General features: G+C 31.5%; 18 protein-coding genes and 1 other annotated feature. Of the genes, 11 read left to right on the top strand and 7 right to left on the bottom strand.

The window, feature by feature from the left end:
- Positions 1-221 precede the first annotated feature (221 nt).
- Positions 222-368, bottom strand: coding sequence for a hypothetical protein (locus LGK97_RS18690; RefSeq protein WP_413228455.1), 147 nt, complete (start codon positions 366-368; stop codon positions 222-224).
- Positions 368-1,909 carry an IS21 family transposase gene (gene istA, locus LGK97_RS18685; RefSeq protein ID WP_226261654.1) on the bottom strand — a complete coding sequence of 514 codons (1,542 nt, stop codon included), beginning with the start codon at positions 1,907-1,909 and terminating at the stop codon, positions 368-370. The genes LGK97_RS18690 and istA overlap by 1 nt, the downstream gene beginning before the upstream one ends.
- Before the next feature lie 307 nt (positions 1,910-2,216).
- Between istA and LGK97_RS18680 the strand changes: the two genes are divergently transcribed.
- The 4 genes from LGK97_RS18680 to LGK97_RS18665 all read left to right on the top strand — a co-directional run bounded on the left by LGK97_RS18680 (position 2,217) and on the right by LGK97_RS18665 (position 5,987).
- Entirely contained in the window at positions 2,217-2,969 is a 753-nt protein-coding gene (locus LGK97_RS18680) for a LytR/AlgR family response regulator transcription factor (protein ID WP_226261652.1), read from the top strand.
- Positions 2,957-4,288, top strand: coding sequence for a GHKL domain-containing protein (locus LGK97_RS18675; RefSeq protein WP_226261650.1), 1,332 nt, complete (start codon positions 2,957-2,959; stop codon positions 4,286-4,288). The genes LGK97_RS18680 and LGK97_RS18675 overlap by 13 nt, the downstream gene beginning before the upstream one ends.
- A gap of 181 nt (positions 4,289-4,469) precedes the next feature.
- Positions 4,470-5,129, top strand: coding sequence for an AIM24 family protein (locus tag LGK97_RS18670; protein WP_226261648.1), 660 nt, complete (start codon positions 4,470-4,472; stop codon positions 5,127-5,129).
- Between the two features lie 12 nt (positions 5,130-5,141).
- Positions 5,142-5,987, top strand: coding sequence for a TerD family protein (locus tag LGK97_RS18665; protein WP_226261646.1), 846 nt, complete (start codon positions 5,142-5,144; stop codon positions 5,985-5,987).
- 70 nt (positions 5,988-6,057) lie between these two features.
- On the opposite strand, the gene LGK97_RS18660 is transcribed toward LGK97_RS18665, so the two are convergent.
- The 3 genes from LGK97_RS18660 to LGK97_RS18650 form a co-directional block, all read right to left on the bottom strand.
- Entirely contained in the window at positions 6,058-8,613 is a 2,556-nt protein-coding gene (locus tag LGK97_RS18660) for a YceG family protein (protein ID WP_226261644.1), read from the bottom strand.
- Between the two features lie 216 nt (positions 8,614-8,829).
- On the bottom strand, positions 8,830-9,672 hold the full coding sequence (locus tag LGK97_RS18655; protein WP_226261643.1) for a class I SAM-dependent methyltransferase: 843 nt from the start codon (positions 9,670-9,672) through the stop codon (positions 8,830-8,832).
- 30 nt (positions 9,673-9,702) lie between these two features.
- The gene (locus tag LGK97_RS18650; protein ID WP_226261641.1) at positions 9,703-10,002 is read right to left on the bottom strand and encodes a hypothetical protein; all 300 of its coding nucleotides are present in this window, start codon (positions 10,000-10,002) and stop codon (positions 9,703-9,705) included.
- A 194-nt stretch (positions 10,003-10,196) separates the two neighbouring features.
- Here LGK97_RS18650 and LGK97_RS18645 point away from each other — a divergent pair, with 194 nt between their 5' ends.
- From LGK97_RS18645 to LGK97_RS18635, 3 genes are all read left to right on the top strand, one after another.
- Entirely contained in the window at positions 10,197-10,508 is a 312-nt protein-coding gene (locus LGK97_RS18645) for a hypothetical protein (protein ID WP_226261639.1), read from the top strand.
- A 153-nt stretch (positions 10,509-10,661) separates the two neighbouring features.
- On the top strand, positions 10,662-10,889 hold the full coding sequence (locus LGK97_RS18640; RefSeq protein WP_226261637.1) for a hypothetical protein: 228 nt from the start codon (positions 10,662-10,664) through the stop codon (positions 10,887-10,889).
- On the top strand, positions 10,870-11,181 hold the full coding sequence (locus LGK97_RS18635) for a YbjQ family protein (RefSeq protein ID WP_226261635.1): 312 nt from the start codon (positions 10,870-10,872) through the stop codon (positions 11,179-11,181). The genes LGK97_RS18640 and LGK97_RS18635 overlap by 20 nt, the downstream gene beginning before the upstream one ends.
- Positions 11,182-11,251: 70 nt before the next feature.
- On the opposite strand, the gene asnA is transcribed toward LGK97_RS18635, so the two are convergent.
- Entirely contained in the window at positions 11,252-12,274 is a 1,023-nt protein-coding gene (asnA, locus tag LGK97_RS18630; protein WP_226261632.1) for an aspartate--ammonia ligase, read from the bottom strand.
- 101 nt (positions 12,275-12,375) lie between these two features.
- Positions 12,376-12,626: a binding site (T-box leader), on the bottom strand.
- 300 nt (positions 12,627-12,926) lie between these two features.
- Here asnA and LGK97_RS18625 point away from each other — a divergent pair.
- The 3 genes from LGK97_RS18625 (at position 12,927) to LGK97_RS18615 (ending at position 15,219) form a co-directional block, all read left to right on the top strand.
- Positions 12,927-13,388, top strand: coding sequence for a VanZ family protein (locus tag LGK97_RS18625; protein WP_226261630.1), 462 nt, complete (start codon positions 12,927-12,929; stop codon positions 13,386-13,388).
- Positions 13,389-13,796: 408 nt separating this feature from the next.
- Positions 13,797-14,183 (top strand): NUDIX domain-containing protein, encoded by a 387-nt coding sequence (locus tag LGK97_RS18620; RefSeq protein WP_226261658.1) that lies wholly within the window; start codon positions 13,797-13,799, stop codon positions 14,181-14,183.
- A 193-nt stretch (positions 14,184-14,376) separates the two neighbouring features.
- Positions 14,377-15,219, top strand: a complete 843-nt coding sequence (locus tag LGK97_RS18615) for a serine hydrolase domain-containing protein (RefSeq protein WP_226261656.1) — start codon at positions 14,377-14,379, stop codon at positions 15,217-15,219.
- Positions 15,220-15,522: 303 nt separating this feature from the next.
- Here LGK97_RS18615 and LGK97_RS18610 read toward each other — a convergent pair whose 3' ends face one another.
- Positions 15,523-16,371 carry a hypothetical protein gene (locus LGK97_RS18610; protein WP_226261628.1) on the bottom strand — a complete coding sequence of 283 codons (849 nt, stop codon included), beginning with the start codon at positions 16,369-16,371 and terminating at the stop codon, positions 15,523-15,525.
- 416 nt (positions 16,372-16,787) lie between these two features.
- On the opposite strand from LGK97_RS18610, the gene LGK97_RS18605 reads away from it, so the two are divergent.
- Entirely contained in the window at positions 16,788-17,930 is a 1,143-nt protein-coding gene (locus tag LGK97_RS18605) for a pyridoxal-phosphate-dependent aminotransferase family protein (protein WP_226261626.1), read from the top strand.
- The last annotated feature ends 858 nt before the right edge of the window (positions 17,931-18,788 follow it).

Genomic DNA, 18,788 nt, shown 5'->3' with positions numbered 1-18,788 from the left:
TAGAAGATTCAAGTTCTATAATTTCTTTAGTGAAATCTTTATAGAAACATGAGAGATTTGAAATAATAAATTGTTGATAATCAGCATGAGAGGTCCAACTTTTAAGCATATAACAATCCTCCTGTAAAAATGTGTATTCAGCAAGAGGACCGCAAAATTCTAGAGACTTGTCAAGTGTTTTATGCAAAAAAAAGTGGGGGAAACAACAAAAATCAATGAAATTAAAAATGAGTAATCACAGGGGCTAAGGAGTTTCCGTGAACGCTCAATTCCTTAAAGGAGGAGTCATCAAGCTGATTTCTGTATGAGTCTGCCATTGAATTTAATCTCATTTCATTTAATTTGTTGATAGTACTTTCATTAACCATTATGAATTCCTCCCATAGTATTCAGCACCTCGAGTAAAACCTTGTGGCTTAGGTTTTGAATTTGGGGTTTGCTCATCATTAATGATTTTATCTTGACCTGTCTTTAAAATAGTCTGCACACTCTTAAAATTAGGAGTTGAAGTATAGGTTAGAGCTTTTTCACAAGCCGTTTCTAATCTGATTAGAGAATATTTGTCTCCCATCTTCAACAGGGCCATACAACTCCTATATCCTTGTTGCTCAACTCTATGTGCTGACAAAATAGATTTAACTACAATGGTTGTGTTAGATCCTACACTTTCAGCCCATGAAATAAAGCGTTCAGAATTCCAAGTAGTGTAGTTTCTATGATTTTCAGGCATATGGTCTATGTTAGTACTATATTGTCCTTGGTGTCCATATAACCTCATATGTGAGCAAATTCTTTGGTCATTAAAGAAGACTTCTATTGTATTTTTAGTGACTCTAACATCTACTTTATGTTTTATATACTCATAAGGTACGCTGTAAAACATACTATCTACAGATACATGATAATTAAATTGAACAGTTGCAATCTTCCATGTTGATAACTCATATGGTTGTCTTGGTAGTGGCATCAATGCTGATTTTTCCTCTTGTAGAAATACACTTACTCTACTTCCAGGCTTTTTTTGAAATGGCTTACTATTAAATTCAGATAGTTTTAATGAAATTGCTACGTTAAGCTCTATTAGTGAAAAGAACTTCTGATTACGTAGTGAAGCTATAATCCATGTAGAGATAACGCCTACGGCACCTTCAGCTGTTGGTTTATCTTTGGGCTTCCTAACTCTCGCTGGTATAACAGCAGTTTCGTAATGCTCCGCCATTTCATGATAAGTTTTATTCAAAATTGGGTCAGCATATAGCGAAGCCTTGACTACGCCAGTTTTTAAATTGTCTGGCACTAAAATACGTGTAACTCCTCCAAAGAACCTGTAAGCATTAACGTGAGCTGCAATCCAACAATCAATATTCATAGATAGAAATGCTTCAGCGTAAGCATATTGGCTACATGGAAGTGCGGCCACAAATACATATGCTTTTATAATATCACCTGTATTTCTATCAACTGTATTTGCAGTATTTCCAGCCCAATCAACTTCTAGTTTTTCACCTGGCTTATGTTCAATGTGCATGGTAGCTTTAGCTACGTTGACGTAGTCCCTATAGTACTTGCAAAACTGGGTATACATAAATGGAATTTCATGACTTCTCCTACACTCTTCACAGTATTCATTCCAAAGCAAGCTCAATGTAACTCCACTTTTAGCCATTTCCTTATGAACATACTCACCGTTAGGTAGCTTCCTATTAGATGATACTGCTTTTTCAGGAAATAGGTGTTTTGCTAATTCATTATCAGAAATTGATTCTGGTAACGGCCAAAAGATTTCGTTTGAGGTAGCTCTTTTTACTACGCTTGATACAGTATTGCGTGAGCATTTACAGCTTAGTGCAATACTTCGCTGGCTTATGCCTTGACTATGGAGTCTTAAGATTTCTCGATAATTGGTCATGATATGACCTCCTCAATGAATTATTTACACCAAATATTGGTATATAAATTCATTATTGCCAAAGATAAGAAAATGGCGCTCGTCTCGCGACAGTGGCTCAATTTGACCGAGAAGGTGGCTCTAACTCTGCGTATCGAGTGCTCTAAAAAAGCGTATTATTCAGAAAAACACAGAAATTTGACAAAAAGAGTCAAAGATGATACCATATTTATGAATATAATACCATATATTGAAGTGTATAGAAAAACCAATACAGGAAGCATTAAATGATAACTTAAGATGAGAATAAATATTGGGATGGGATGTTATGCTTAAAGTAATAGTTTGTGAAGATAATATAAGGCAACTTGAGCAAATTAAAAAAGTAGTGGAAAGTACAATACAGGATAATTTATTAGATTTAGATATATCATTATGTACAGATAATCCTGAAAGCGTTATTGCATACTTAGAGCAGAACAAGACTGAGGTAAGAATATATTTTTTAGATATAGAGCTAAACTCTAAGATAAATGGACTTACTCTTGCACAATTTATCAGAAAGTATGATCCAGATGGGTATATTATTTTTATAACTACTCATTCAGAACTTGCATGTATGACTTTTGAGTATAAAGTTGAAGCTATGGGGTTTATTCCTAAAGATGAGGTTCTTTTATTAAACAATAAGATAAGAGATAATTTATTAGAGGCTTATAATAAATACAATAATAAATTTCACTGTGAGACGGAAGATGAAAGTAAGTATATAACCATTGAAACAGGAGGTAAGAAGGTCAACATTAAGCTAGAAGATATTTTATTCTTTGAGACTGTTACAGCAGGACATAAAATTAGAATTCATACTATTAAAAAGCAAATAGAATACTATGGAACCATAAAGAGTTTAAAGGATAAGTTAAATGATAACTTTTATCAAAGTCATAGAAGCTATTTAGTAAACATGCAAAATATAAAAGAAATAGATAAAAAAAGATTACTTATACGTATGAAAAACTATGGGGAATGTTATGTGTCTATAAGGAAGTTAACGGGGTTAGTAAGGGCATGGAGGGGTTAATAAGAAATATTACAATATCTTTTATTATAGCAATAAATATCTTCATTATTCTTAATAATTTAAAAGCCATTAAATTAACGAGTAAGAGTATACTATTTTGTATATTTGGAAATATGATGATAGCTCTTTTGGGCATATATACTGAAACCTTTTATACATTGCCATTTTCAATAGTTTTCATATTTATATTTTTAGTGTATATTAGCCGATCAATTTATAATTCACTAATTATAATGATTATTATCTACTCTATTGAGGCAATAAGCGACATTGTATCCGCGGTTATATTAGTAAAATTACTTGAAACAGAATATGCTTTTATTAAACAAAATATAAGGGGTGGAATACTATTATATTTAGTCGTTCTAGTATTTAGCTATGTTATTAGTAAGATAATTTATTTGATTTTTTTTAGGAGTAGAGTGGAAATTGAAAGTCTAAAGAAAGTTACTTTAAAAAATGATAGGATTATTCTAATATACACGTGTATATCCCTAATTTTAATTCATCTAAAGGGAGCAATTTATAAGTGCTTTTTTCTTGGGGTATGTAAGCGTAATGTTTCAATAAATATGATTTTCATAGCCATTTATTTCATATTTGGATTTATAATAATTTGTTTTAGCAGGAAAATGATTAAGAGGCAAATGATTTATGACAATAAGTTTAAGGAATTTGAACAGTTGATGGAATATACAGACATAATTGAAAATATGATTGATGAAAGTAAAAAAATTAAGCATGATTATGTAAATATTTTATCTACTATTAATGGTTACATTCAAGATAAAGATTTAAGTGGGTTAGATAAGTACATGAATGATGAAATATTAAATGTAGGTTCAAGTGTAGGAAGTAGTAAGTATCTTAACCTTCAAAATATTAGAATTTCAGGAGTAAAGGGACTTTTATCATCAAAAATTATTAATGCTTCCACTTTAAAACTGGAAGTAAACATTGAAATTATTGAAGAGATAGATGATATTTCTGTCGATATCATAGATATTTCTAGAATTTTAGGTATACTACTAGACAATGCCATTGAGGCTGCTGTTTTATCTGAAGATAAAAAGTTAAATATAGCAATAATAAAGAATGATGATTCAATAGTGTTTATCATATCAAATTCCTTTTTGGGATACATTGAACCTATTCATAAGTTATATAAAAAGGGATTTTCAACTAAAGGTAAAAATAGAGGTATTGGATTAAGTATAGCTAAAGATACTATAGATAAGCATTCAAATATATTATTAAATACAGACGTTGATGATAATTTGTTTAGACAGGAGTTAATAGTATACAATAAAGACGAGTAGATGGTATAAGCAGGTAAGAATTAAGTTGTAACTTAATTCTTACCTGCTTAGTTGTTTTTAAGTTATTAACAATATTATGATATACTATATACATAAAATTTTAAAAATATAAGTTGAAAAACATATGGATTATATGCTGAGAGATTCAGTTATATTGCAATTAAGAAAGGAGTTAATATGCATGTTTAATTTTAGAAACCATCAAGAGCTTACTTGCGTCGCAGAGGGAGACGGGCATTTTTTTGCAAGGGTAGGTGCAATGGTGGCTTACAAAGGTAAGTTTACGTCAGAGAAGGTATTATTAGATACAAATAATACCCAAAGTGTATTAAAGTCCGTTATGAATTTAGCTGCTAGAAAGCTTACAGGAGAGAATATACCTATCATGAAAGTAAACGGCAGTGGTAGTTATTATATGGCAAGCAAAGCACACCATATTAGTATAATTACATTGCAGCAAGGTCAGAGTATAGGCGTAGAAGGAGAAAACTTACTTGCTTTTGATGAGGGGTGTAAATATGGAGTTAGATTTATGGGTTCAGGGGTAATATCTCAAAAGGGAATGTTCACATCAAATTTAACAGCCCTAAGTAATAATGCACAGGTAGTTATAACTACAAATGGGAATCCAATTATTCTAGAAACACCTTGCACTGTGGACCCTGATGCAGTTGTATGTTGGACAGGCCCTGATCCTCAGTTTAAAACTGATGTGAATTGGAAAACCTTTCTTGGACAGACATCTGGTGAATCTTATTCTTTAGAGTTTAATTCTCATGGAGAAACTGTAATTATTCAACCTTGCGAAAGAGCTTCGGGCCTTAGAGTTGGCATAGATTAGGAGGACGTGTTTGTGGCTATAATTATTGATAACCGTAATAAAAATATAACATCTCAAAAGAAACAATATGGGAAATTAGTTGTGGAGACTAGTATTAAACCAGAAAACAAATCAAAGATAGCAATGGGCGTTAATAAGAATACAAATGAGTACAATACTCAAAGTTTAAATAATGTACAACATAAAGTTAAGTCTGACACTAAAGCTAATGCTGAGACTAAAGCAAGTCCACCATTAAAGATATGTAAAAACATGGAAAAAAGAAAGCTTGTGGATGAGCGAAGAAGTATTAAACTAGGAAAAGGCCAAAAATTAAGCTTAAATCAGAATGTGAAAAACCTTTCAAAATTAATAGTAACATTAGATTTTAATATAGCTTCAAAGGATAATAAGGAATTTGATTTAGATGCATCAGTGTTTATGGTGGATATAAATAATAAAACAACAGAAAAGGATTTTATTTTTTATGAAAATACTAAGAGTAGTTGTGGTGGAATAGTCATTAAGCAAGATCACAATACTTCTCTTAAAGAAGCTTATAATGAAAGCATACAGTTAGACTTAAACTTAATACCCACCCATATTCAAAAGTTAGCTTTTACTTTAACTATATATGAAGCAAATGAAAGGCTTCAAAACTTTGGACAAGTATCAGAGGGTTGCTTTAGAATTATAGAAGGCGATATGAAGCAAGAAATCCTAAATTATAAATTTAGTGAAGACTTGTCTATAGAAACAGCTATGGTAGTGGCAGAGATATATAGATATAAAGATGAGTGGAAGATTAATTGCATAGGCAGTGGATTTAGAGGTGGGCTTGAAGCTTTATGTAACAATTACGGGATAGAGACCATTTAATAATAGGTAGGGCATACATATAATACTCTGTATGCCCTACCTATTATTTTTTAAAACATAATACTTACAATTATTTAAAGTTAAAGATATTAGACAAGAATCCTTTTGCTTTATCCTTGGTGTATTTTTTTTCATCATTTAAATTAGGTAACACTAAATTGAAATTCACTTCTTCTAATCTATGAATATCATAGAACTTTTCTCCAATTTTTTCTTCTATGTTATTGTAGCCAGTAGGAGTTAATATTGTAATGTCAAATCCAAATATGTTTAAGAAACATAGAGTAATAGCATCCTCGTCACTAAAAATACTTTCATTATTATCATAAATAAGAAGCTTAGGTATTTTTGAAGGATAATCATACTGCTGAATTAGTTGCAGTATACTTTTATCAAGGCTCAAGATAGTCATTAAAATTTTTAATTTGAATTCTTTATCTATGGATTTCTTTAGCATATTTGTTTTCATCAAATAGTTTATTTTATCTAAGATAATATGTTGCAGCGAAGTCTTTAAATAAGAAAACTTATAACAACTATGGGTTAGTAGCTTTTCACGATCAACAAATCCACTATTATCAAGAACAAAGGCTAAGGAGTATAAATCAGTTTTAGAATAAGTCACATTTGTAAAAGGAACTTCAGCTATGAGCATTGTATTATCTGATGATTTTAAATGAAAGAAGTCTTTCCAGTATAGTGACAAATCACTGTGTACACCGCTTATTTTTGCAAATAAGTTGGGGATATATACAGTGTTATTTTCTACTTTAAATCCTGTACGCAGACTAGAAGGTTCATTCCATAAAATCTTTAGTTCGTGATAAGTAGTTTTAAGTGTAGCAGGATGAGTTTTATATTCCTCAAATTGCCAGGGTCTATAAAAACCGTCTCCATCCGTATAAAGTGAGGTTGATAATTCCCTTGAAGCTCTTAAAGCGACAGTTTCTTGTCTTATAAGTAATTCCTCCATTGGAAATTCCTTTAAAGCAGCTTTGTATGGTAGTTCTAAGAGGTTTGAAAATAGCTCACTTTGCTCTGTGACATCTGAAACACCATCACCTGATGAGTTAATATATAAAACATCACAGCCCAATTTAGATAAAAAAACTAAAAATAGAAGCTCATGTTTCTTAATATCACCATAGTACATAACTTTAGGGCTTGGAATATCTTCAGATGAAGTATTTTTAAAATCGAAATTCTTCACAAGAGTAGGAACGAAATCATAAATCCAGGATAGTATTTTCAAAGAAAAATTTCGAACCTTAGATAAGTTTAAACTTTTCTCTTCTTTGCAGTATAAATCCAATATATAGTTAAAACTACTTGCCATGGACAAAGTCAAAGTATGATTATTAGTTGGGAAAACCTTGTGCTCTATTAGTAATGTAGCAAGCTTTCCAGTTAAGCAAGGATCAAAGGGATCTACATACTGCCATATATTTAAAGTGTTATTGATTAATTTAGAATTGGAACTCATAGGTATAGAGTTTGTAAACCTTAAGTATAACACTTCTAAGATGCTAAGGGTTTTATCTAATCTAAACAAATCATTGTAATATTCATCTTCATTTTGTTTGATTCCTATATATCTATAAAAATATACTGGTATAAAAGGCACATCTCCACCTAAAAAACCAATTCTTTTATTTATAGGCATAAGTAAATCCTCAAATATATTCATGCTACTTTTAAACATAGTATTAATGCAGCCGTTAAAACCTTTAAAGGTTATATCAGGAGATGAAGCTCTATTTCTAGCAATAGGAGGAATTATTTCTGCAGCTGGCCTATTGCCACAAATAATAGATTCTTTGGTCACAAGAGCAGGTTGCTTAATGGCAATATTATCAGAAGGTATATTGAAGTCAAGGCTTGTTAGTGGCTTTGTGTTAGGTAGTTTTATAAGTTTAGAATACTTGTTTTGTTTATCCACTTTAGCAAAATCTGCATCAGATTGTGAATTAATATATATCACATCACATCCAAGTTTGGATAAGAATATTAAAAAGTATATTTCATGTTTTTTTATCTCACCATAAAAAATTACTTTAGGACTTATGATATCGCTATTAGTTTTGGGATTATAATTTAAACCATCCAATAGTTTTGGTGTAAATTCTAATATCCAACCTAAAAACTTAACAGCAAAGTTTTTGATTACAGTTTCTGTGATATTTGGCTCGTTTATTAAATAAAGAGCTAAGGTTTCATCAAAACTATTCTCAATATAATCATTAAAAAAACCACTTTCAAAGCTAGGAAATAAACCCTTAGCTTTAAGTATGCTAAATAAATCATCCCTCTCTAATGTGTTTGAACTTAAAAGACTACCCCAGGGTATTTCTGTTAAAGGAGTGGATAAAGTTTTTATAGGTATTCCACAAGTGAAATATAAATATAGGTGACTAAGAGAAGTTAATTTATTATTTAATTTATGTAAATTCTCATAATAGAGATCTGTGTTTTCACGAGTACCAATATATCTATAAAAATATATAGGTATATTAGGAGATTTTGATCTAATGAATTCTTGCCTCTTATTTATAGGAACTAATATATCTTCAAATAAATTTTGGGATTCCAAAAGAACTGTACTTATTTGTTTTCGAGCCTTAATCAAGGTTAACCTCCAATCTTATTCTTACATTTGTAATGTACCAAAATAGATGTAAGAATACAATGTAATCTATATAAAGTTTTAATACAAAGTCTATTATATTTATAAAGTAATAAATAGATTAATGGTAAACTAATTACAGTTTGCTATAACTAGTTTACCATTAATATTAGTATAAGTTAATAGACTATTTCTTTATAAGATTAATAAATAATAATACTATTTTCTACCGAAAGCATAAATTACAGCTCTTTTGAAGCATATTCCATTATCTGTTTTATATTTTACAACTCCCTCAAGGGCCTCTGATTTAAAGCCTTGTAATGCATCGTTGCCCATATTTGTTAATTCATCTAGAGTATATCGCACCGCATTTGACCACATTTCATTCCACCATTCTTCTTCATCTTTATATATTACATCGGAAGTTTCAGCATATGTATGAATATCCTTAAAGCCTGCCTCTGTCAGTATGGTTGTTATCCATTTACAAACGTCAAAGGTAGGGTCATTAAAGTTACTTTTCTTATTTTCAGTAGGTGGACTTAATTTTAAATGTTTATTTCCAAGGCCAACTAACCATTTGTTATCTTCTTGTACACCCCATATACTAAGGCCTATTTGTCCATCACTTTTTAACACACGCAATACTTCGCTTAACTTATTATCCTCTTGAGTAAGAGCTCCCAGTGCAAAACCACAAAGTATATTATCAAAAGAAGCATGATTAAAGGTTAACTTATTAGCATCCATTTGCATAATTATTGCATTTTTAATACCTTGATTATGGATATCAGCTTTAGTTTCTTGCACCATGCCTTCTGAAATGTCTATTCCAGTAACATGACCATGGAGACCGACCTTTGCTATTGATGGAAACAAAGATGCACCTCGGCCAGTACCAATATCTAAAACTTGTGCTCCTTCATTAATACTAGCTAGTTCAACAAGTCTACGGCCAAAGAAATCCCAATACCTTGGGCCAATGTTTCCAAAGTTCGGTGCAACATTATCCCAAACTTTTATCATTTGATTCTTAATTCTTTCTTTTTCCTCGTTCATAGTATTCCCCCTAGGTGCTTAATATGAATATTATTTATCTTTTTTTCTTTTGCGGCTTAACGAAAGACCACCAAAACCACTAATAATAGCAATATAGAATCCGAAATCATACCACCAGCCAGAGTTTAAAGTCTCATAAATATGGTGCTTTGAATTAAATATTCCCAAAACTAAAGATATGGGCGCAATCCATCCATGCCAAATACCAGATAAGAAATTTGCAGGCTTAACTTGAGAGTAAGATCCATCGCCAGGCATACATGCAACTAAAAACATTGATATTGTTAGCAGTGCTAAGATAAATATTGTTCGTTTAGTTTTTCTTTTCATTTATAATCCCCCTTTTTACTATGTTGAAATTTGAATAGAAACGTTAATCTAAAAAATTTAACTTCCTTATAATACATATTTTATCATTTAATATATAGAAATACTATAAAACTCTAAGTGCAAATAATAATGAGAATAGGTCATAAGAATAAGCAAATACTATAAGTATACTAATATAGAAAGGGAGTTATGAATTGAAAATAAATGAAGCAATAACATGTCCAAAATGTAATAGCAAAAATTTTGAAATAAAACATGAAGCTACGTACCTCTATACATATAAGATTGACACAACAAGTGGAAATACAAATGACGAGGAATCAGAGAATCTTCCATTTTTATTTGACAATAGAGAACAGACCAGTTTCAAAGAGTATATAGAATGTAATAAGTGTGGTATAAAATATCCGTGCTCCATTGATACGGAGAATCAAACTATAGATCTTACAATAATGCGAAAAGCAATAAGGGCAGATAATGTGGAGACTCCTGAGTTCCTTGGATAAGAATCCAATGTTAATATATTTGAAAATTAATTTGGATATATTAACATAAAAAGTTAATATGTATGTGTATAGTACAAAAATATATTGATTTTAATCGATTTAATTTTGGGGTATAATGTATTTAGAAAATAATATTGGGATGAGGGAGTTAAAATGAAGAAAATCATTATAACTATATTTATAACACTAATTTTCGTTATAATATCCGGAGGTTACGTGCTGGGGATATATTTTGCAATGGACCAGGGTGGGGGGCCAGCTTTTTTAGTACCATTATTCGCAATTGTTCTTATTGGGATTATAGGAGTGTTAATTTATAATATGTATGAAAGAATAAAAGAAATAACAGGGGGAGAAGAAAATGATATTAGTAAATACTGATTACATTAGCGGAAAAGAAATAGAAACTCTTTCTATGGTTAAAGGTTCGGTAGTATGGTCAAAAAATGTTGGTAAGGATATTTTAAGTGGCTTTAAAACCTTAGTTGGAGGAGAGATTAAAAGTTACTCAGAGATGATGAATGAAGCTAGGGCAATAGCAACAAAACGGATGGTGGAAGAAGCTGAAGGCATGGGTGCTAATGGTGTTGTTAATATAAGATATGCAACTAGTGCTATAATGCAGGGAGCCGCAGAAGTTATCGCTTATGGTACTGCAGTGAAGTTTAAATAATAATATTTTATTTTAAAGAGGCAAGAATACTACACTACTCAAGAGTGTGGGACTCTTGCTTCTTTATATGTTAGAGTAAGATTATATTTTCTTCAGTACAATCATTTATCATATCAGCTGGCCATACAGAAGCATGGACTTCGCCGATGTGGGCCTTATTTAGAAAGTACATGCAAATCCTAGATTGGCCAATACCACCACCAACAGTAAAGGGAAGCTTGCCTTCCAAGAGAAGTTTATGGAATTCAAAGGAAAGCCTTTCTTCGCAATGGGCCAGTTTAAGTTGATCACTTAGTGCTGCTTCATCAACCCTTATTCCCATAGAAGAAAGTTCAACTGCTTTTTCTAGTAGTGGGTACCAGAAGAGTATATCGCCATTAAGTGACCAATCATCATAGTCAGGTGCTCTACCATCGTGCTTTTCACCAGATTTTAGTACTCCTCCAATTTGCATAATAAATACCGCATATTTTTCCTTGCAAATAGCATCTTCTCTTTCTTTTGCGGTAAGAGATGGATATAAATCTTCAAGTTCTTGAGTAGTTATAAAGAAGATTTCTTCAGGTAAGAACTTTTTTATTTCAGGAAATAATCTATGAACATGATCCTCGGTATCTTTAAAAACCCTATAAATACTAATTACAATCTCTTTTAACTTATCTAAGGTTCGTTCTTCTTTAAGAATTACCTTTTCCCAGTCCCATTGATCTACATATATAGAGTGGAGGTTATCTAAATCTTCATCGCGTCTTATAGCGTTCATGTCAGTATACAATCCCTGGCCTACATTAAAGCCGTATCTATATAGCGCCATACGTTTCCACTTAGCCAGAGAATGTACTATTTCAATATTTGTATCAGTTATAGCTTTCATATCAAATGAAACAGCACGTTCAATGCCGTTTAAGTTATCATTGAGTCCTGTATCAGACTTTACGAAAAGAGGAGCTGAAACTCTTGTAAGAGATAATTCTTTTGACAGTCTATCTTCAAAATAATCTTTTACCTCTTTAATGGCAATTTCTGTATGCATTAATCCAAGAGGTGATTTATATTCAGTTGGAATTGCAAGTTGTTTTTTATAAGTTATCATAAATAGTACCTCCTAATGATTATCTGATTTTTTTAACGAGTAGCATGGCCATGCTATATTTTCAAGATTGAAACAAAAAACAAAAAATCTTTCATCCTAGTTTCTAGGACGAAAGATTAAACTTCCGTGGTACCACCTAAATTAGCTATAAAAGCTCACTCATAATCAGTACGGAAACAAACTTCGATACTGTCCTATATATAACGGTTAGGTTCCGTCCATACCTAATTTCACAAGGATTTCAGCTGGAAACTCAGAGATGTTTTTCAACATAGGCTTCGTATGGAACTTCCACTATAATCCACTCGCTTTAACTACATCCTATATGTACTCTTCTCGTCACAGTCTTTATAAAAATAACTTATTACTATAATAACTTGCAAGTTTTAACTTGTCAACATGCAAATTAAATGTTTTATAGCAAGTTATAGAAATATTTAACGACATTTAAGAAGGAAAGTCTCCTACTTCTATAAGTGGGAGTTACATGCTATAACAAATAGAAAACTTCAATGGGGTTCTAAATCTCCCTCTGAAGCCGTTAATATTGCAGCACCGCAGGTGATGATTTAATTTGTTTATAAGAATTATTGACAAGGATAATCACTTAAATCATAATTAAAGTATTAATAAATAATTGAGGTGTATTTATTTGAAAAAAAAACATATAGATTGGATTTTGGTTATTGGGTGGATGGTAGTTATATTTATATTTTCTAGTCAAGTTGGCGAAGTATCTAAGGAAAATAACAAAATAGTTATATATCTCCTTAACTTGCTTGGCATTGATTTAAATAGCATATTTGGAGTTTTAGGCGATTTTATAGTGAGGAAAGCAGCTCACTTTACTGAATATTTTATTTTGTATATTCTACTATATAGAGCTATAAGTAGAAAGGCGAATACAGGCATTAAATCATTCATATGGGCTATAGTGATAGTATTTTTTTATGCATGCTCCGATGAATTTCATCAGGCTTTTGTTCCAGGAAGAGGACCTGCGTTTAGAGATGTGCTAGTGGATACTTGTGGAGGGCTTACGGGATTTCTAATTACGTACATTTGTGTCACGTTTAAAAAAGGTTCTGTATCTTCGAAGAAAGATAGATTTTAAAAATGATTTAAGATATGGTGTAAAAACTCTGGATTTCCAGAGTTTTTTTATGCCAATAGACTTTTTAAAGACATTTCAGAAAGAAAGTCCCCCACTTCTATAAGATGGGAGTCAATTACCATAGCAAAATAAAACTTCAGTGGGAGCCTAAATCTCCTTCTGAAGTCGTTAATATTGCAGCACCGCAGGTGATGATTTAATTAAAGGGTAGGGCCTATAAGAAGCTAAAGACAAGATTAATTGTTATATAGAGGATATGTGCAGTAAATGGTATAATAGTTAAATGTTGGTACTATAGTTATAAATTAAACTAAATAATTTAGCTTTTAGAGGGGGGATAAAGATGATTCAAAATATTATTAATAATAATGAAGAAGTATTCGGTGAAAACTTAATGGTGTTAACTATATAGAAAGAGCTGGTGTATATGGGATCGCTATTGATAATGAAGGGAAAGTTGCTACTATAAAAACACTAACAGGATACTTTCTTCCTGGGGGTGGTATTGAGAGTGGAGAAACTAATGAGGAGTGTCTTGAAAGAGAATTTATTGAAGAGACAGGATATATAATTAAAATAGGTGGATATATTGGGAAGGCTTCATTATATCATTTATCAAAAACAAACCAGTATATACATGGTACAGGATACTTTTATTTTGTGAATTTAGAAAGCAAGATAAGTAATAAAATTGAAGAAGACCACCAGTTACTTTGGATTGAAAGCAATGAGTGTGTAGAAAGCTTGTTTTTAAAAAAATCAGGCATGGGCGGTTTCAGAGGCTTTAAAGTCTAAGGGTTAGTTAGATTTAATAATTTGATGCAAATATATAATAGCAGGATAAAGATTAGATAGCATCATACATAAAATAATATATTAGGCATTAAAATTGAAGTGAATAAAATTATTATAATAAGTAACTTGGGGGCGTTTAAATGGGATTATTATCAGATTTCCGACTTTCTGTGATTGAAAGAAATCTTGGTGTATACGGAATTCATGTTTATCAGCAGAGCATCGATTTCGTAGCAATGATAGGGAGAATCTATATTCTGCATCGAAAACCTTCGCATCCGTCGGAATTGGTATCGCTGAAAGTGAAGGTCTTTTCAAGCTTTCGGATTATGTGATTGATTTTTTTCCGGAGTATAAGAATATCTCCTATTCTGGTTCTGAAAAAGTAACTATTCAGCATTTGCTCCAAATGACATCTGGGCATATGTCCGAGGATTTCAGCCAATATAATTCTAAAGACAGAGCAGAGCTTTTCTTTGTCTCAGAAATGAAGAAAGAAGCCGGTTCAAATTTTTATTATGAGGATTTATGTACTTACATGCTTGGTCGAATTGTAGAAAAAGTTAGTGGTGAGATAATGCTGGATTATTTAAAGCCTCGTATGTTCGATATGTTGGAAATTATAAATCCCCAATGGAATACCTGTCAGAATGGACATACTTTCTGTTCGGGCGGTTTATATCTGAATACTGAGGAGTTTTCACGTATTGGGGTAATGTTACTACAAAATGGTGTATACAAGGATAAGCAAATCGTTCCTGATAGTTATATAAACCGGATGCATTCTAAATGGGTTGATACAACCTCAAAAAATGATACGGAAAGCAGAGGTGGTTATGGGTATCAGGTTTGGAAATGCACGCCGCCGAACACTTATCGCGCTGATGGTATGTATGGTCAATTATGTGTAGTTTTAACTGATTATACCGCTGTCATTACAGTTAACTCTCACAACGAAATAGAACACAAGGATATCCTGCGCGCAATATGGAGTGATATCTTTCCAAATTTACAGTACAAAAGACTGGATTGCTAGAGGGTTATAGTAGTAGGAAAAGAAGCAATATGCAGATTAGAGAATTTATCTGTAAAATAAGAGCAAAGTTATAAAAATAAGGTTTTAAACATAGTTGTCCACATCAGAGCCGTAAATTTGGTTTTTAATGTGGACAACTTCTTTTTTAAGATATCTTTTTCACCTCTTATCATTTAAGTAGGTACGATAGGTCATATAGGCATGATTCTCTGTAATATATTTATCTGATTATAAAGCATATTGGATTAACCTTTAAATACTTAGTGTGATTTTATATGGGTATATATTTATAGTGGGGTTAATCTACCTGCAATAAGCAACATTATCCTCGAGTTGTTTGAATATCGAACGAACAGCTTTTGACCAATCTTTATCCTCTGAGTATTTTCGGTTGACCCAAGTAAGAGCATCCATATTATTAGGCCTATTTTTACATAGGTTTACTATGGTCCTTGCTGCGATATTAGAGGTATCTTCTATATTAGTATTATACTTTTTCCAACTATTAAATACATTGAAGGGATTATTAGCGATTTCAAAAGCATTTTCAGAGCTTTTAGGCACAAAGGATTGTTCTTGGCCCGTAATGGCGAACATAACAAGTGGATTAAGATTAAAATTTTTAGAAACAAGTAGTATTGTTGAAAGATAAGGTTCTTCAGCTAATAGAGAGTTCCTTGATTTTAAAAAGTCTTTCAAGTTGCTTACGTTCACAGTCTTGTACATTAAATAATCTGGAAGATGTTTATTAAGGAGAGGGATTTTTATAGGTACAGTAGTATTTAAATTAATACTTGATTTTTTTATACGATAGAAGTCAGTAATGGCAGATTCGTTTAATTCAAAGAGGTCATCTTCATAATTGGTAGATAATATCTCTTCGGTCGGAACTCTACTTGAATCTTCTATATATCCACGACTCAAAGTAGTGGAACTAGTACTATTTGCCGGTAAGTTTTTAGAGGAAATCAATTTATTTGAATGGTTTGTTGAATTAGTATAAGGAATTACAATTGTTTCAGAAGTTATTTCCTTAATATTATTATAAGGGATAGGATTAGAGTTTATGGAATGCCTAATTAATATTACGCAAATTACACTATATATGATTGTAAGTAATGGCAACTTGGGATTAATAAGATTTTTTTTCATATTATATTTTCACATCCACTTTAAATTTTGTTGGATACCTATGTAGAAACATAGGAAATCACAACTATAATATAAAGGTTGCCAACAAACTTTCAAAATATACATTATAATCAATAATTGCAATAATATTATAAATTATAAATAAATTTCATAAGGCCAATGTATAATTTTCCGTTACATTTTTAATTTTAATTTTTATATTCTCCAAATCATTCATTTATTAATTTTAGACAAATAGACAATTGTAGAAGATTTTTGTGTTTAAACATAAGGATGTTTCGCAATAGGAAACCACAGCGGATTAAAGTGTTTTGTGAGCAAGACACGAACTGTATGGATACAGCTCTAAAAATCTATTAATAATGATATAATCTTTAAATATAATAAAATACATTACAGCATAAGGAGTGGAAATTATGAAAGTAGCCCAAATAATGACTCCGGGGCCAACGGAGGTAAGGGAAAATGTTAGAATAGCTAGAGCATTAGCTACTACTAATCCGGATTTAGATCTGCAGTTCTATGAATTTTATAAAGAGACATGTGAGAAGATTGGTGAATTTTTAAAGACTAATAATAGCACTAGAATATTAAGTGGCGAAGGGATACTAGGTCTTGAATCTGCATGTGCATCATTAACAGAACCTGGAGACAGGGTGTTAGTAATTGATAATGGAATATTTGGAGAAGGATTTGCTGATTTTGCTCGGATGTATGGTGGAGAAGTGGTTTTTTTTAAGGGAGATAGAAAGCGTAAGATAGATATTATAGAATTAGAAAAGTTTTTGGAAAAAGATCATGACTTTAAATATGCTACAGTGGTACATTGTGATACACCTTCAGGAGTTTTAAATGACATAGATAAAATATGTCCTTTGTTAAAGAAAAAAGGTATATTAACAGTGGTAGACAGTGTAGCAGCTATGGGTGGTGAAGATATAAAGGTAGATGAATGGAGAATAGATATAGCGCTTGGAGCTTCACAGAAATGTATTTCTGCACCAGCGGGGCTTACACTTTTAAGTATAAGCGAGGATGCTTTTAAATCAATGGAACAACGAAAAAGTCCAATAGCATCTTATTATTGCAATCTACTTGTATGGAAGAATTATTATGAAGAAAAGTGGTTTCCGTATACACCGCCTATAAGTGATATTGTTGGATTAAGACAGGCTATTGACAATATATTAGAGGATAAAGAAATAATTCAAAGGCATAACTACATTGCTAAGGCCACAAGGAAGGCTGTAGCGGAAGCTGGACTTAATTTATATATTGAAGACGGATATTCTAATACTGTAACGGTTATAGAAATTCCTGAAGGAATAAGTGATAAAGAGCTATTAAAGCATATGCTAGATGAGTTTAATATATTTATAGCTGGATCATTTGGATATCTGAAGGGAAAGGTAATAAGACTCGGACATATGGGGGAAAATGCAAAGAAGGACAAGGTAATGTATACTTTGTTAGCATTGCAGAGTTCGTTAAAGGCACTTGGATTTCAGTGTAAAAAAGATATGGTGGAAGTTTTTTTAAGTGAGGTAGAAGCAAGATAGTTTAGTAGCAAACTTATTTCCATATCATAGGAAGGTAAATTCTGCACAGGATTAGTTAAATCATCACCTACGGTGCTGCAATATTAACAACTTTGGAAGCAGATTTAGACTGCTACCAAAGTAACTTTTCTGGGCTAGGCAACTGCCACTTATAGAAGATGGCAGACTTGAAGCTTCCAAAATGTTGCTAAAACAAAAGAATAATGGATGTAGGATAATTAAACTACATTATAAGCCGGTGAGGAATCAGCGGGTTATAATGCAGTTAAAAGATTCATATAAGGTTAAGGTGTCTATAAATGTACTAGTATAGTATAAGAATACAATTCAATTAATACTAATTTGCATGAATTAAAACCAGTAAGGTACTAAATGTAACACTAATTAAAAGTGTCACTAATAAATACGGTGTATACGAATCCTAGTGTATCGCTATAAATAAAACTTAATAAGTAGCAGTATTATGGAGAATGGTGAATTTAATTGTTGTATTTGCAAAGTTATCATGAATGTATTATATGGGTATATGATAGAATACTCCTTGTCGCAACGAATGAGTAACGACAAAGGTAAACATTGATAAGTTAACACTTAAAATTTCAATAATATATTTAAAAAATATTGAAAGAAGTTGTTGACAAATTGAGAAGTATCTAGTAGTATAGTAGAAGTCGTCGTAAGATGAAAAAACAAATTGGTCTTTGAAAATTAAACAGAGAAATAGGTAAAGAAACGAAATAATATTTTGTTAAACCAGTTAATTACTTTAGCAAAAAGTAATTCTTAGTTGCAAGACTAAGAGAATTGTAATGAGCTTGCTAACCAGCCTAACAGTTGGCGCAGATTATAACATTTCAA

This window comes from Clostridium sp. CS001 (genome assembly GCF_020443565.1).
GTDB lineage: Bacteria > Bacillota > Clostridia > Clostridiales > Clostridiaceae > Clostridium_AD.
Note: the sequence above shows the minus strand (reverse complement) of the source record. Positions and strands in the feature narration are given on the sequence as shown.

What these genes read in the sequence shown, in the direction of transcription:
- LGK97_RS18690 (WP_413228455.1), bottom strand. Translation starts at nt 368, where the DNA reads ATGGTTAATGAAAGTACTATCAACAAATTAAATGAAATGAGATTAAAT.
- istA (WP_226261654.1), bottom strand. Translation starts at nt 1,909, where the DNA reads ATGACCAATTATCGAGAAATCTTAAGACTCCATAGTCAAGGCATAAGC.
- LGK97_RS18680 (WP_226261652.1), top strand. Translation starts at nt 2,217, where the DNA reads ATGCTTAAAGTAATAGTTTGTGAAGATAATATAAGGCAACTTGAGCAA.
- LGK97_RS18675 (WP_226261650.1), top strand. Translation starts at nt 2,957, where the DNA reads ATGGAGGGGTTAATAAGAAATATTACAATATCTTTTATTATAGCAATA.
- LGK97_RS18670 (WP_226261648.1), top strand. Translation starts at nt 4,470, where the DNA reads ATGTTTAATTTTAGAAACCATCAAGAGCTTACTTGCGTCGCAGAGGGA.
- LGK97_RS18655 (WP_226261643.1), bottom strand. Translation starts at nt 9,672, where the DNA reads ATGAACGAGGAAAAAGAAAGAATTAAGAATCAAATGATAAAAGTTTGG.
- LGK97_RS18650 (WP_226261641.1), bottom strand. Translation starts at nt 10,002, where the DNA reads ATGAAAAGAAAAACTAAACGAACAATATTTATCTTAGCACTGCTAACA.
- LGK97_RS18640 (WP_226261637.1), top strand. Translation starts at nt 10,662, where the DNA reads ATGAAGAAAATCATTATAACTATATTTATAACACTAATTTTCGTTATA.
- LGK97_RS18635 (WP_226261635.1), top strand. Translation starts at nt 10,870, where the DNA reads ATGATATTAGTAAATACTGATTACATTAGCGGAAAAGAAATAGAAACT.
- asnA (WP_226261632.1), bottom strand. Translation starts at nt 12,274, where the DNA reads ATGATAACTTATAAAAAACAACTTGCAATTCCAACTGAATATAAATCA.
- LGK97_RS18610 (WP_226261628.1), bottom strand. Translation starts at nt 16,371, where the DNA reads ATGAAAAAAAATCTTATTAATCCCAAGTTGCCATTACTTACAATCATA.
- LGK97_RS18605 (WP_226261626.1), top strand. Translation starts at nt 16,788, where the DNA reads ATGAAAGTAGCCCAAATAATGACTCCGGGGCCAACGGAGGTAAGGGAA.